Origin of the sequence: Pseudomonas putida (assembly GCF_001636055.1) — a bacterium.
Lineage (GTDB): Bacteria > Pseudomonadota > Gammaproteobacteria > Pseudomonadales > Pseudomonadaceae > Aquipseudomonas > Aquipseudomonas machongensis.
In genome coordinates this window covers 2,559,332-2,572,124 of sequence record NZ_CP011789.1, presented here as the reverse complement: position 1 = coordinate 2,572,124, position 12,793 = coordinate 2,559,332, and the positions used below count along the sequence as shown (strand labels likewise).

Annotated in this window: 13 protein-coding genes; 5 read left to right on the top strand and 8 right to left on the bottom strand. The window is 64.2% G+C overall.

Annotated features, from left to right (window positions below):
- Positions 1–64 precede the first annotated feature (64 nt).
- Complete coding sequence (locus AB688_RS11660) at positions 65–724, bottom strand: S24 family peptidase (RefSeq protein ID WP_063544187.1); 660 nt, start codon at positions 722–724, stop codon at positions 65–67.
- A 130-nt stretch (positions 725–854) separates the two neighbouring features.
- On the opposite strand from AB688_RS11660, the gene AB688_RS11655 reads away from it, so the two are divergent.
- From AB688_RS11655 to AB688_RS11645, 3 genes are all read left to right on the top strand, one after another.
- Positions 855–1,163 (top strand): DUF6124 family protein, encoded by a 309-nt coding sequence (locus AB688_RS11655; protein ID WP_054894738.1) that lies wholly within the window; start codon positions 855–857, stop codon positions 1,161–1,163.
- Positions 1,164–1,604: 441 nt separating this feature from the next.
- Entirely contained in the window at positions 1,605–2,120 is a 516-nt protein-coding gene (locus tag AB688_RS11650) for a DUF4880 domain-containing protein (protein WP_063544185.1), read from the top strand.
- 106 nt (positions 2,121–2,226) lie between these two features.
- Positions 2,227–3,375, top strand: coding sequence for a M14 family metallopeptidase (locus AB688_RS11645; protein WP_063544183.1), 1,149 nt, complete (start codon positions 2,227–2,229; stop codon positions 3,373–3,375).
- Between the two features lie 35 nt (positions 3,376–3,410).
- On the opposite strand, the gene AB688_RS11640 is transcribed toward AB688_RS11645, so the two are convergent.
- The 7 genes from AB688_RS11640 to AB688_RS11610 form a co-directional block, all read right to left on the bottom strand.
- Positions 3,411–4,382 carry a spore coat U domain-containing protein gene (locus tag AB688_RS11640; protein WP_063544181.1) on the bottom strand — a complete coding sequence of 324 codons (972 nt, stop codon included), beginning with the start codon at positions 4,380–4,382 and terminating at the stop codon, positions 3,411–3,413.
- Positions 4,379–6,676, bottom strand: a complete 2,298-nt coding sequence (locus tag AB688_RS11635; protein ID WP_063544179.1) for a fimbria/pilus outer membrane usher protein — start codon at positions 6,674–6,676, stop codon at positions 4,379–4,381. Before AB688_RS11635 ends, AB688_RS11640 begins: the two co-directional genes overlap by 4 nt.
- A gap of 107 nt (positions 6,677–6,783) precedes the next feature.
- Positions 6,784–7,563: a molecular chaperone gene (locus AB688_RS11630; RefSeq protein ID WP_054894733.1), complete on the bottom strand. Its 780-nt coding sequence runs from the start codon at positions 7,561–7,563 to the stop codon at positions 6,784–6,786.
- Positions 7,564–7,614: 51 nt separating this feature from the next.
- Complete coding sequence (locus AB688_RS11625; protein ID WP_063544177.1) at positions 7,615–8,118, bottom strand: spore coat U domain-containing protein; 504 nt, start codon at positions 8,116–8,118, stop codon at positions 7,615–7,617.
- A 3-nt stretch (positions 8,119–8,121) separates the two neighbouring features.
- On the bottom strand, positions 8,122–8,655 hold the full coding sequence (locus AB688_RS11620; RefSeq protein ID WP_054894731.1) for a spore coat U domain-containing protein: 534 nt from the start codon (positions 8,653–8,655) through the stop codon (positions 8,122–8,124).
- Positions 8,656–8,672: 17 nt separating this feature from the next.
- Positions 8,673–9,206 (bottom strand): spore coat U domain-containing protein, encoded by a 534-nt coding sequence (locus AB688_RS11615; protein ID WP_063544175.1) that lies wholly within the window; start codon positions 9,204–9,206, stop codon positions 8,673–8,675.
- A gap of 33 nt (positions 9,207–9,239) precedes the next feature.
- Positions 9,240–9,767 (bottom strand): spore coat U domain-containing protein, encoded by a 528-nt coding sequence (locus AB688_RS11610; RefSeq protein ID WP_063544173.1) that lies wholly within the window; start codon positions 9,765–9,767, stop codon positions 9,240–9,242.
- A gap of 289 nt (positions 9,768–10,056) precedes the next feature.
- Between AB688_RS11610 and AB688_RS11605 the strand changes: the two genes are divergently transcribed.
- Together AB688_RS11605 and AB688_RS11600 are read left to right on the top strand one after the other, a co-directional pair.
- A complete protein-coding gene (locus AB688_RS11605) occupies positions 10,057–12,300 on the top strand; it encodes an ATP-binding protein (protein WP_063544171.1) in 2,244 nt (747 codons plus the stop codon).
- Between the two features lie 23 nt (positions 12,301–12,323).
- Positions 12,324–12,785: a response regulator gene (locus AB688_RS11600; RefSeq protein WP_054894727.1), complete on the top strand. Its 462-nt coding sequence runs from the start codon at positions 12,324–12,326 to the stop codon at positions 12,783–12,785.
- Positions 12,786–12,793 lie beyond the last annotated feature (8 nt).

Sequence of the window (12,793 nt, the reverse complement as noted above, 5' to 3'; positions counted from 1 at the left end):
GGAGACTGGCCGATTTTGAACCTTTGTAGGCCGTGTGCCGCCCCTGCAGGAACACCGGGCGGGGTCAATGCCGCCCGTGCGACCTCACCACCACGCCCAGCACTTCGAAATCCTCGCCGCACAGCAGCTTCGGGTAGGTCGGGTTCAACGGTTTGAGGTACCGCTGCCCGCCATCCTCGACCAGTTGCCGGAACATCGCCGAGGTGCCCTTCTGTCTGGCGATCACCAGCTTGCCTGGCGCCGCCGACACGCCCGGATCCACCAGCACCAGCATCTGCTCGGGCACGCTGGGGCCGGTCGCTGCGCTCATCAGGTCGCCTTCGACCGGCAACCAGAAGGCTTTGCCCAGCGCCGCATAGTCGGTCTGCTCATAGACAATGCAACCCTCGGGCCACGGCCCGTCCAGCTCGGTCCAGGCCAGCACGGGGTAGCGGAAGCACATGATGTACTGCTGCAGGTCGTCGTCATCCCCGCCTGCCTCGGCCGCATAGGTGCCATTGCGTTCGGCCAGTTGGTCAATGCGTACCATGCGCAGCGAAACATGCAGGTGCGCCATGCCCAGGGCCTGCAGGACCTGGTTCATCATGCCCACCTTCGGCTGGCGAGTGCCGCGCAGCCAATGGCCAACACCGCCCTGGGTCACCCCAACGCGTTCGGCGAGTTGCTCCTGCGAAAGCCCCAGCTCTCGCATCCTTTGCTTGACCAGCGCGATCCATTTTTCCATCGCCCGCACGATACGGACTGCCCATCAGCGCTCAATACACATATTGTATTATTAATCTGATAGTCATGAGTACTTTTCGTATTAGTATTCGAGTGTACTGATTTCCCTATCACGCTCAACAGGTAACAGGATGAAACCGATGACACATCCAGAAAAGGATTTGGACGGCGAAGCTGCGCGTCGCGCGCTCGACTACTACCTCAACCCAACACCCCCGCACACCAGCATCGACAGCGTGCCCTGGCGGCTGCGCGACGAGGTCTCCCCCGAGCAGGCCAACGCGCACGCTTTGGCCTTGTTACGCTGCGCAGCCGCCACGGCACAGCAAACCGGTAGCCACCAACAGGGCACGACCCGAGAGGTGCTGTTCGCACTGATGCATATGGTGAACATGGCCCGCGCGATGCTGGAGCAACGGCAAGCGCCACAGGGGCTATGAGAGACGGGAGTACGTGATGGCCGGGTAATGAACATTGCCCGGTTGCCGGACAGAGGAAGCGCACAGGAAATTATTTTTCTGAAGGACAGAAAAATCATTTGACTTGCAAATGATAACGATTATTATTGCACTCAGCAGGTCGCGAGACCCGCTGGATAACCTGGAGCCCTCAGGTCGGGCGCTCAGATTATCTCCTCATCAGGCTAATCACGGTTTTTGACCCGGTTTTTTTGCCGGGTCATTTTTTTTGGCTCTTCAGGCTAATGAAGAAGGGTTACCGCATTGAATGGCCGCGATGATAGCAAAGGTGTGTCAATTCGTGAATGCGTGTTGCAGCGTTTTGCGCAAACAGCACTTGAGAATCAATCTCGTTAAGATTAAGCTGCCTGCGCATCAGGGAGGATGCCCCCTCTCCCCCTCTTCTCGCGCAAGGAGCCGTCCATGACCCGTCTGCTGCTGCCCCTCGAGCATGGCCCGCAAGTCGTCCATACGCCTACCGAAGACGCGCTGCTGCATGGCCTCAAGCGCTTGCCGCGCCGGGTTCAGCAGGTGTTTCTGCTCAGCCGCCTCGACCAGCTCGGCATCGCTGACATTGCTGCCCGTCTCGACCTGCCCCTGCTGACCGTCGAACGCCATCTCTTCCAGGCCCTGCAAAGCGCACTACCGCGTAGCGAACCGCTGGCCAGCATTGCCGGGCAATGGTACGTACGCCTGCAAAGCCCGGAAGCGACCACCTGCGAACGCATCGACTTCCGTCGCTGGCTGGACGCCGCACCAGAGCATCTGCAGGCCTTCGAGCAGACCGAATGGTGCTGGCGCAGCCTGCTGGCTCCAGCCCGCCAGTTGGGCCAGGATGGCGGATATCGCAATGGCCGCGCAGCACTCTCGATGGGTGGGTGTGCGATCGCCGTCGGCCTGGGCGTTGCCGCATTGATCGCCTTCGGCCTGCTCGGCTGATACGCCAGCGCTGCGCGCGAGGGCTTGTTGCGTGAGGGGCCAGCACAGACACCCCACCTGTCGTTGAGCTACAGTAGCGTCACAACAAAGCCACAGGAGTCTGGCAATGACCGTGACGCTGTCCCCACTGCAGATCGACTGCGATTTCGATTCCGGCAATATCCAGGTACTGGATGCCAGTGACCCGCGCCTGGTGCGCCTGGCCATCCGTCCCGACACCAATAGCGGCCACTTCCAGTGGTTCCATTTCAAGGTGAGCGGCCTGACGCTGGGGCAGACCCACCGCTTCAGCCTCGACAACGCCCATGAGTCCTCCTACAAGAACGCTTGGGACGGCTACCACGCCGTGGCGTCGTACGACCAGCAGAACTGGTTCCGCGTCCCCAGCAGCTTCGACGGCAAAGCCCTGGCGTTCGATTTCACGGCCGAGCAGCCAGAGGCCTGGTTCGCCTACTTCGAGCCCTATCCGCGCGCACGCCACAACCAGTTGATCGAGCGCGCGCTGAAGATTCCCGGCGTCGAGTTGCTGGCCAGTGGACGTAGCGTCCAGGGCCGCGACATTCCGCTGCTGCGCGCCAGCAAAGGCACAGGCGCAAAGCGCAAGCTGTGGCTGATCGCCCAGCAGCACCCCGGCGAGCACATGGCCGAGTGGTTCATGGAAGGCGTGATCGACCGTCTCGAAGGCAACGACGCGACGCTCCAGCGCCTGCTTGCCGAAGCTGACCTGTACCTGATTCCCAACATGAACCCTGATGGCGCCTTTCTCGGCCACCTGCGCACCAACTTCAAGGGCAAGGACCTCAACCGCGCCTGGCAGGATGCGAGCGTCGAGCTGAGCCCGGAAGTGTTCTTCGCCCAGAGCCAGATGAAACTGCACGGCGTCGATGCCTTCATCGATGTGCACGGCGACGAGGAAATACCCCATGTGTTCACCGCAGCCTGCGAAGGCAACCCCGGCTACACACCGCGCATCGCCAGGCTGGAGGAGCAGTTTCGCAGCACCCTGTGCAGCGTGACCAAGGACTTCCAGACCGTCCATGGCTACACCCGCGACCAGCCTGGCCAAGCGAACATGACGCTGGCCTGCAATGCGGTCGGGCAGACTTACGACTGCTTGTCGCTGACCTTGGAAATGCCGTTCAAGGACCACGACGACAACCCCGATGCCCGCTGCGGCTGGTCTGGCGCACGCTCCAAGGCACTGGCAGGCGCCGTGCTGGAAACGCTGGAAAGGATGGTCAAGGACCTGCGCTGATCACCTGCACCGCGCAGGCTTGCCCGCCGGGCACCTCAGAACTGCACATCGAGAATCACGCTGTCTGTGTAGGTCGCCGCAGGCGGCGTCGCCTGGTCGGTGTAGACCTTGGCGTTGTAGTTGAACACCTGGCTGCCGGTCCCTGTGCCGGCGCCAGGGTTGACGTTGGCGTCGCTGCTCGCGCGCCGGGCCGCGCCCACCGATCCCCAGCGCACGGTGCCGGCGCTCTTGAAGATGTCGTACGCCAGGTAGTTGTTCGCCGTGGACTTCATCCGCCGACGCCCGGCCGACACATTCTGCCCATCGTCCAGACCGACCGTATAGTTGCTGCCCTTGGTACAGGCGATGTTGATGCTCTGGTTCACCGTCGCGAACCCGGCCACCACCGGTGCACTGGCGAAACTGATGTTGGGGGTGGTGATCTGGCAGTCGTTGCTGACGGTCAGTGTCACGGTCAAGGTCTGCGTCCCGCTGCCGATGTCGCGTCCCAGGCAGATATTGCCCAGGCCGATGCCTGAGCAATAGTTCCAGTCCCAGAAGATCGACAGGGTCTCGGTGTAGACGCCTGCCGCAACGTTGGCACCGACCACGGTGCGCAGGTACAGCGGCACCGACTTGGGCGAGGTCCCGTTGAGCAGCCCCAGGGCGTCGATGATGCCGTTGGGCGCGAAATCGAAACGGGTGCCGCGGCTGATCGGAAAGTTGGTGGTGTTGTTGGCGTAGATCGTATAGGGGATGACGTCGCCAGTTGGCCCGACCATGCCCGCGCTGGTGGAGGTGATGGTGGCGTAGAAATGGTCACTGCTGGTCAACAGCGACAACAGCGAGCCGGTGCACGACAGCCCGGCATTGGTGGTCGAAGCCGGTTGCACCGTGGTGCGCACCAATGTCGAATTGATCGTGCCGAAGGAGGCAGGCACCGTGGCCCCCAACGAACAGGCCGACCACGCCTGAGCGCAAACGGCACACAGGCCCACCCCCAGCACAACCCTGCCCAGGGCGTTCATCGGCACACCAGTGGGCCGATCAGCGGAATCGGCCCCTCCCCTTCAGGCAAGTCGAATTCGACCTGGCACTGCCCGCCATCGGCAACGTCCACCTGCAAGCGATTGTGCGCCGAGAGGTTCTCCAGGTAGACCAGGCCATCCCAACCCACCACGGCCTCGCTGCCGCTCTGGGCATCCCTGACCCGACTGCCCAGCTTGAGCTCTTGCTGGTTGGCATCGACCAGCACGATGCTCGCTGCCAGCACCCGCTTGAGCGGGAACTCCAACAGATAGCCACTGCCCCGACGCACCGCAACGCGTTGCTCGACCGTCGATGCCAGCACATCGGCGGGCAGCTCCATGGGGTCGATCTCGTACTTGCCGCGGTAGTAACCGCTGCTGTAAGGCACCAACAGACGACCATTGCGGTCAGTGCGACCGACCACCTGGTTTTCGTAGCGCACCGGCACATCGGCGTAGCCACTGGTGCTGACGACCACGAAAGCATCATCGATACGGTTGGCGGCGAACATGCCCGAGTCCATCAGCACCAGCGAGCCGCTGGCGTCGGCCCAGCGCGTCATCTCGTCGCTGCTGCCGTAGACCCCCGCCTGCAACTGCACGGATTGCAGGCGCCAGGTGACATCGGCCTGCCGATAGGCGCCGCGATCACCACCATTGGCATAGCCCAGGTTGTACCCCACTCCGCCACCCACCGGCACTGCGCGGCTGTAGTTGACCCGCTGCAGGTCCTGGCCGTCCTTGCTGCGCTCGGCGCTGAAGGCCAGGGTGCCATGGGTGTCGAACGGGACCACCAGCTGTGCCTGCACCGCCCATTGGCTGTCACCGACATCGCGATTGGCCGACAGGTACAGGCTGCTGTTGCGCCACAACGGCTTGCTCCAGCTCAGGTTGACCAGCCGCGTGCGCGAGCCATCCCCTGCGCGTACGTCGAAATAGCCAGCACCGACGCTGCCGTAGCGATCCAGGTTGAGGCTTACGGTCGCCTGCTCGCTACGGGTGCTCAGGCGGGTGTAGGGGTTGTCGACCAACGTCAGGTCGGCGTAGTCGCCATGCCGCTCGATCCGCTGGTAATTGAAGCCGATACGCCGGCTGTTGTACTGGTAACCCAAGGCCACCTGCTGCCCGGTGTCGCCCTCGAAACGACTCTGCGCCACGGCGGCGTTGAGCACACCGAAGGTTCCCAGGCGCAGGTTGCCCCCCAGGCCACCGAGCATCATCGACTCGGCCGTTTCGGCATGGGTCTCGAGGGTGAAGTAATCGGACACGCCATGGCGCAGGCTCGCCGAGGCAACCGCCGGCCCGTAGCCGAAATCCTTCACGGCATAGTCGCGACGCAGGCTGCCGGCAGCCACCGAAAAGTCCGACAGCCCCTCGGCCAGCAAGCTGCTGGTCACGTAGAACGGCAAGGTCGTCGAGACCTGGCGCCCGAGCGCATCGGTGGTCACCACCACGGCTTCGCCAGCACCGTTGATGAACGGCACGTTGGTGAGGGTGTAGGGCCCAGGTTGCAGATCGGTGGTGCTGGTCTTGTAGCCGTTGATGAACAGGTCCAGCGAAGTGGGTACCGCCGCCTCGCCCGCAAAGGCCGGCAGCGGATAGGTGACCAGATCCGGGCGGGCGGCGAAGTCGCGGGACACCTGCAAGCCGCCGACCCGCACCGAGCTGCTCCAGGGCAAGGCGCTGGTGACCAGATCGCCTGCCTCGTAGGTCAACAGGCGCTGCTCGTCGGTGAAACGCCAGGTGGTGTCGTAGCGCAGGAAACCTTCGCGGCTCTGATTGTTGGGCGCGCCGTTGAACGATTCGCGCCACTGCCCGGTGGTGGAGAAGGTGCCCCAACTGTCGAACACCCGCAGCTCGTTCCAGGCGGCAAGATAGGTGCCGGCATCATCGGTGTCGTTCAGGTACAGATCGTAGTTGAGCAAGGCACCGAAACTGCTGCGCGCATCGCTGGCCGGGTACAGGTTGCGCCCGCCGAACTGCTGGTCGGGCAGCCAGGCCGGCGGCACCTGCAGCAGCAGGCGCTGGTTTTGGCTGTCGTAGTCCACATGCAGGCCGGCGATACGCTCCAGCGCCACCTCGCCTTGAGGATCGCCCGGCACCAGGATGCCCGCCGCACGCAGCGCATCGCTGGCCACATACAGTCGCCCAGCGCGCTGCTGCACCGGCACCAGCTCAGCCTTGGGCACCTGGTTCACCAACAGATCCAGGTACAGGGTGGCATCGGCAATCGCCGTGCTCTCTGCCGGAGGTGGCGGCAGATCGTCGGCCACGCCAAACACCGGCCCGAACATCGCCAGGCCCAGCCACCACCGGCGCGCCGCTCGCCGCCAGCCACTCACACACGGTTTCCAACCATCGGCGGGTCCTCCCTGGCCCCTCCACTACCCGCGTTTGCAGGTCACTGCCCTTGGCTGATGGCCTGAGCCACCTCCTGGCCATTGACCCGTCCCTTCAGCACGCTGCTTGCGCCCAGTGCGGCCGGTGCCGGCCAGCGCATGCTGGCCCCCGGCAGCACATAACCCAGCAAACCCTCGACCAGCGGTTTCTGCTGGCCTCCTTGCTGCAGCACCACATCGGTGAGGCGCGCATGCACCGGCCCGGTGTTGCGCAGCTCGACATACGGCTTGCCCTGTACCGTCACTGCACGCCAGCTCAATTGAGGCTTGCCGACACCTTCGGCGCTACGCTTGCCCTCGGGGTCGGGCTTGCCCCACAGGCCTTCGCCATACACGAAGAGCGGGACCGAATAGCGCATCTGCAGGCGAATGGCTGCCTTCGGCCCTTCGGTATTGCTATCGGGCGGAGTTGGCGAGGGGATCTCGTCGATGATGATCCGGTAGGCTTGCTCCTGGCCCACCGGCGAGGTACCCGTGCGGGTCAGCCGGATCAGTTGCTTCTGACCTGGCGGAATATTGGCCACAGGGGGGCTGCCGATGATCTCGCGCTGCGCCTGGAACTGCTCCTGATAATCGCCCTGACGCCAGGCGAACACCCGCACTTGCAGGCTGGCCGGCGCGCTACCGCGGTTCTCCAGCCATAGCGCGCCGGCCTTCTGGTCGGCCTCGAGCACCGGATCGATCGGCCAGATCAGCACCGACGTCGCTGCTGCCACCGGCAGGCTGGCCAGCAGCAATGCCCCGATGATGATGTTCCGCGCCGTGTTCGCCCCTGCCCCCATGCCGCTCTCCTCTGTCTTGTCGATAGCCGTGCCTGAACGTGCGGATCACCGTCACCAGGTCACTGTCACTTGCACTACATCGGTGTAGGTCCCCGCCGGCACATTGCCGGGCAACTGGATGCGGCCATACACCGGCAACTTGATCGCCGTCGGATCGCTATAGCTCACCGGCACGCTGGTACCGATGGTCAGGGCCTGGCTCAACGCCGCATCGCGAAACAGCTGGTAGGCCACCAACTGCGTGCCGCCACTGCGCTTGAGATTGCGCGTGCCGCTGGCACTGTTCTGCCCGCCATCGAGGCTCATGCCAAGAGTCACGCCCGGCGTACATTGAAAGGTCACCGTGGTGCCGCCCAGAGCGGTGCTCAGGGTGGCAGTGGACAGCGCCGACTGGGTGCCGAAATCGAGTACGCCGTAGGCGCTCACGCCGCCGACCACCAGGCAGCCTGCAGTGATCTGCGCGCTGACCTGGAAGGTACTGGTGGTCGCTGCCGTCGAGGGCGACGTCCACACCAGCCACAGGCCCGCCAGCAGTGCGTGGGGCCAACCGCGCATGGGTCAGAAGGTCAGCTCGACCGCGACCGTGTCGGTGTACACCCCGGCCGGCAGGCCCGCCTTGCCGCGCGCCTGACCGTACAGGTTGACGGTCTGGGCGACACCCGTGCTGGTCGGCAGGGTGATGGTGCCGTCGATGGCCAGCAGTTGCGTACGACCGGTATCGGTGTAGAAGTCGTACGGCACGAAGTTGCCAGCGCCATCGGCCAACGCGCGCGTCCCGCCGCTGGATGCTCCGTCGTGGGCACCGGCCCGCACACGAATCGCCGGCACGGTGCCAGCCGAGCAGAGAATGCTCATGGCCCCGCCACCGCCACCGAGCACCTGGCCATTGGCAGTGGTGAACAGAGCATCCTGGGTGCCGAAGTTCAGGCTACCGAAATTGAGCCCGGAGGTGCCGGCGCTGCCATTGACCTGGCAGGCCGAGATCAACGTCAGGGTCGAGTTGATCGTCCCGGTCACGGTGGCCGCCTGGGCCTGGGCCGCCAGGGCAAGACCCAGGGCGGTGAGGATGCAGCGGATCGATGTGCTTGCCATGGGAATCTCCTTGCGTGTTACCAGTCCAGGGTTACTCGAAGGGTGTCGCGGTACAGCCCGGCCGGCAGCGCGCGCGGCTGCGCGACCACCACACCGTAGATCGGGACGGGCACCTGCTCGGTGCCTTGGATGGTGAAAGTACGGGCCTGGCCGATGCCATAGCGGCTGTTGCCACCAGGGTCGACGGCCAGTTGATAAGGGATCAGCTCACGGCCATTGCTCAGTTGGCGTACGCCGCCACCGCCATTGAGGCCTTCGTCGATGCGTACGCTGAACGCACGCACCTGAGGCGTGCAACTGATCTGCAGACTGCCCTGCCCGCCCGCCTCGTCGACACGGGTGCGCAACGGCCCGTCCCAGGTCGGCCCCTGAGCGCCGAAGTCCATCAGTCCGGGATTGCCAAGGGTGGCCGGTTGCTGGTCGCTGCTGATCTGGCAGGCGCTGCTGATCACCAGCCGTGCCTGGATGAACCCGGTGGTGCTGCCATGCGCCGAGGTGCCGGGCAGCAACAGGGGCCCGAGGGTCAGCAGCAGCAATGAGGTACGGTTCATGTCGGCGCGTCCTTGTGCATGTGGATCCGCTCCCTACCAGGTGACCGTGACTTTGAGCAGGTCGGTATACAGACCGGCTTTCGGTACCCAGGCCAGACGGTCGATGCGGGCATACAGCGGGAGTTCCACCGAGCCGCTGTCCGGCACCCGCGCCGATTGTGCGACGTCTACGGCCAGCGGCTCACGCCAGGCAGCGTCGCGATAGAGACGATAAGGGATTGGGCGCAGTTGCCGATCATTGCCGCCCAGATAACGCACCTCGCCCACCCCGCCATGCTGGCCGCCATCGACCCTGACCTGATACGGCGTATCGGGATTGCATTCCAGGCGTGGCGGGCGTTGGGCAAGCAGTTCGCCGCTCAGTGGCGCATCAGGGCCGTCCAGGCGCGCGGCGCTGCCCAGGTCGATTTGACCCAGGGCCTGCGCACCCGCGTCGCGCGGTTGGTTCACCAGCATGCAGCCTCGCTGCACCTGGACCCGCACTTCGACGAGAAAATCCGCCGCTACGGCACTACCACTCAACAACAGGCCCAACAGCGAGGCCAGCAAGCGCTCCGTCACCGAACATCCCTTCCAGTGTTCCCTGTGCTGTTTTGAGCGTAGCAGTAGGATTGGATCCTGCTAGCGCGTGGGAAATTTCTCAACTCCTCAGCCCTCGGCCAAGCCTCGCCCCAGGGCTTGAGGTGGGGAACTTATACAAATTTCAACCTCACGTAGAACCTCCCCGAGCAATAGCCCTCAAATGGCCATAACCCCGGCGAAAACGCTGACTTTCTGATACCTTGCACAGTGCACGACCTGTGCCAGACGCCTATGGCCACCGCTTGTGGCCACGACGGGAGAGTTTTTCTTGACCACCGCCCAGAACGCCTTCGATCAAGCCGTGGAACGCTGCGCCCAGGAGCCGATCCAGGTTCCAGGCAGCATCCGGCCCCACGGCTTTCTGCTGGTACTCGACGAACAGGACCTGCGTATCCTGCAGGCCAGCGAGAACGCCCAGCGCTGGCTTGGCATCCCCACCCCAGCGCTGATCGGCTGCACCCTGCCCGAGCTGATGGATCAGGGTTTCGATGCCCGTCGCAAGTTCGCGCGCCTGCCCGAAGACGAAATCTTTCCCTTCCACATCGGCGACGTGAAACTGCGTGAAGGTGCGCCCTGTACCGATAATCTGCGCCTGCTGGCCCACCGCCACGACCAGGTACTGATTGCCGAGTTCGAGCCCTGTCGCCCGGCCGCCGCCCTGGGTGAGCACGACGACTACTATCCGCTGGTGCGCGCCTTCGTCAGCAGCCTGCACCAGGCCACGAGCATCGAGGAACTGCTCCAGCAGTCGGTGGTGCAGATCAAGCGCATCACCGGTTTCGGTCGGGTCAAGGCCTACCGCTTCGATGCCGAGGGCAACGGCCAAGTGCTGGCCGAAGAGGCCGATCCCGGCTATCCGAGCTACCTGGGCCTGTGCTTCCCGGCCTCGGACATTCCGCGCCAGGCTCGCGAACTGTACAAGATCAACCGTATCCGCCTGATCGAAGATGCCAACTACCAGGCCTCGCCCTTGATTCCCAGCCACAACCCTCGCACCGGCAAGCCTCTGGACATGAGCTTCGCGGCCCTGCGCAGCGTCTCGCCCGTGCACCTGCAGTACATGCGCAACATGGGCACGCTGGCGTCGATGTCGGTATCGATCATGGTCGATGGCAAGCTCTGGGGGCTGGTGTCCTGCCACCACCAACAGCCGCGCGCCCTGGATTTCCGCACCCGCGCCGCCTGCGAACTGCTGGGCAGCGTACTGTCGCTGCAGATCGAGGCCCACGAGGCACACAGCGCGACCCGCATCCTGCTCGACTTGCGCCAACGTATCGTGCACATGCTTTCGGCCATGGCCGACTACGACAGCGTCAGCGACGGGCTGCTCAGCCTGCCCGATGTGCTGCTGGATTTCGTCGGCGCCAGCGGTGCCGCAATCATCAGCGCCGAACGTTGCGACCTGATCGGCCACGCGCCGCCCGAAGCGCTGGTCAATGAACTGGTGCAATGGCTGTCCAGACGCGGTGACGATGGCGTGTTCAGCAGCGACAACCTGGGCCGCGACATCCCCGAGCTGCCCGCCCTGGCCGAACACGCTGGCGGCGTGCTGGCGGTGGCCATCTCCCAGATCCATTCGCACTATTTGCTGTGGTTCCGCCCCGAGCAGGTGCGCACGGTCAACTGGGCCGGCCAACCGCTCAAGGAGGTCAGCGCCCAAGGCAACCTCAGCCCACGGCACAGCTTCGACAGCTGGCAGGAAGAGGTCAGCGGCTTCTGCGCCGCCTGGGACCCGTTGGTCATCGATGGCGTGGCTGAACTGCGCACCGCTGTGCTGGGCATCGTGCTGCGCAAGGCCGAGGAACTGGCGCAACTGAGCGGTGAACTGCAGCGCTCGAACAAAGAGCTCGAGGCCTTCTCCTACAGCGTCTCCCACGATCTGCGCGCCCCACTGCGGCACATTGCCGGCTACTCCGAACTGCTCAGCGAAGTCGAGGGCGAAGGTCTGTCCGAACGCGGCCAGCGTTTCCTCAAGCACATCGGCGAGGCCGCGCATTTCGCCGGCACACTGGTGGACAACCTGCTCAATTTCTCGCAGATGGGCCGCTCGGCCCTGCGTCTTTCGGATGTCGACCTCAATGCGCTGGTCGACAACATCCGCCTGGAATTCGCCCCGGATTACAGCGGCCGCGAGATTGTCTGGGAGATCGCGCGCTTGCCCAAGGTGATCGCCGATCCTGCCTTCATCAATCTGGTGCTGCAGAACCTGATCGCCAACGCGATCAAATACACCCGCGGGCGCGAGCCTGCACGCATCGAGATCGGTGCACACGAGCACGCAGACCGAATCGAGATCTTCGTGCGCGACAACGGCGTGGGCTTCGACATGACCTACGCCAGCAAGCTGTTCGGCGTCTTCCAGCGTCTGCACCGCATGGAAGACTTCGAAGGCACCGGCATCGGACTTGCCAGCGTGCGCCGCATCATTGAGCGGCACGATGGTGAAGTCTGGGCCGAGGGGGAGGTCGACAAGGGTGCCACCTTCCATTTCGCCCTGCCTGTCATCCGTTAACACCTGAGGTAACCGTACTCATCATGCTCAAACCGATCCTGCTGGTCGAAGACAACCCCCGGGACCTGGAGCTGACGCTCCTGGCCCTGGAACGCAGCCAGTTGGCCAACGAAGTCATTGTCCTGCGCGATGGCGCCGATGCCCTCGACTACCTGCTGCGGCGTAACGCCTACGCGACACGCGACGACGGCAATCCGGCGGTGCTGCTGCTCGACCTCAAATTGCCAAAAGTCGACGGCCTGGAAGTGCTCAAGGAGGTGCGCGCCACGCCAGAACTGCGCAGCATTCCCACCGTCATGCTGACCTCCTCGCGTGAAGAACCCGACTTGCTGCGCGCCTATGAGCTGGGTGTCAACGCGTACGTGGTCAAGCCGGTGGAGTTCAAGGAGTTCGTCGCCGCCATTTCCGAGCTCGGGGTGTTCTGGGCCGTGCTCAACGAACCACCGCCCGGCTCGCTGCGCCTGAACCGGCGTGGCAGCAACTGAAGGCGCCG

Bases quoted from the DNA above. Each gene is read 5' to 3' on its own strand.
- AB688_RS11660 (WP_063544187.1), bottom strand. From the start codon at position 724: ATGGAAAAATGGATCGCGCTGGTCAAGCAAAGGATGCGAGAGCTGGGG.
- AB688_RS11600 (WP_054894727.1), top strand. From the start codon at position 12,324: ATGCTCAAACCGATCCTGCTGGTCGAAGACAACCCCCGGGACCTGGAG.
- AB688_RS11645 (WP_063544183.1), top strand. From the start codon at position 2,227: ATGACCGTGACGCTGTCCCCACTGCAGATCGACTGCGATTTCGATTCC.
- AB688_RS11620 (WP_054894731.1), bottom strand. From the start codon at position 8,655: ATGGCAAGCACATCGATCCGCTGCATCCTCACCGCCCTGGGTCTTGCC.
- AB688_RS11630 (WP_054894733.1), bottom strand. From the start codon at position 7,563: ATGGGGGCAGGGGCGAACACGGCGCGGAACATCATCATCGGGGCATTG.
- AB688_RS11650 (WP_063544185.1), top strand. From the start codon at position 1,605: ATGACCCGTCTGCTGCTGCCCCTCGAGCATGGCCCGCAAGTCGTCCAT.
- AB688_RS11640 (WP_063544181.1), bottom strand. From the start codon at position 4,382: ATGAACGCCCTGGGCAGGGTTGTGCTGGGGGTGGGCCTGTGTGCCGTT.
- AB688_RS11615 (WP_063544175.1), bottom strand. From the start codon at position 9,206: ATGAACCGTACCTCATTGCTGCTGCTGACCCTCGGGCCCCTGTTGCTG.
- AB688_RS11655 (WP_054894738.1), top strand. From the start codon at position 855: ATGAAACCGATGACACATCCAGAAAAGGATTTGGACGGCGAAGCTGCG.
- AB688_RS11625 (WP_063544177.1), bottom strand. From the start codon at position 8,118: ATGCGCGGTTGGCCCCACGCACTGCTGGCGGGCCTGTGGCTGGTGTGG.
- AB688_RS11635 (WP_063544179.1), bottom strand. From the start codon at position 6,676: ATGTTCGGGCCGGTGTTTGGCGTGGCCGACGATCTGCCGCCACCTCCG.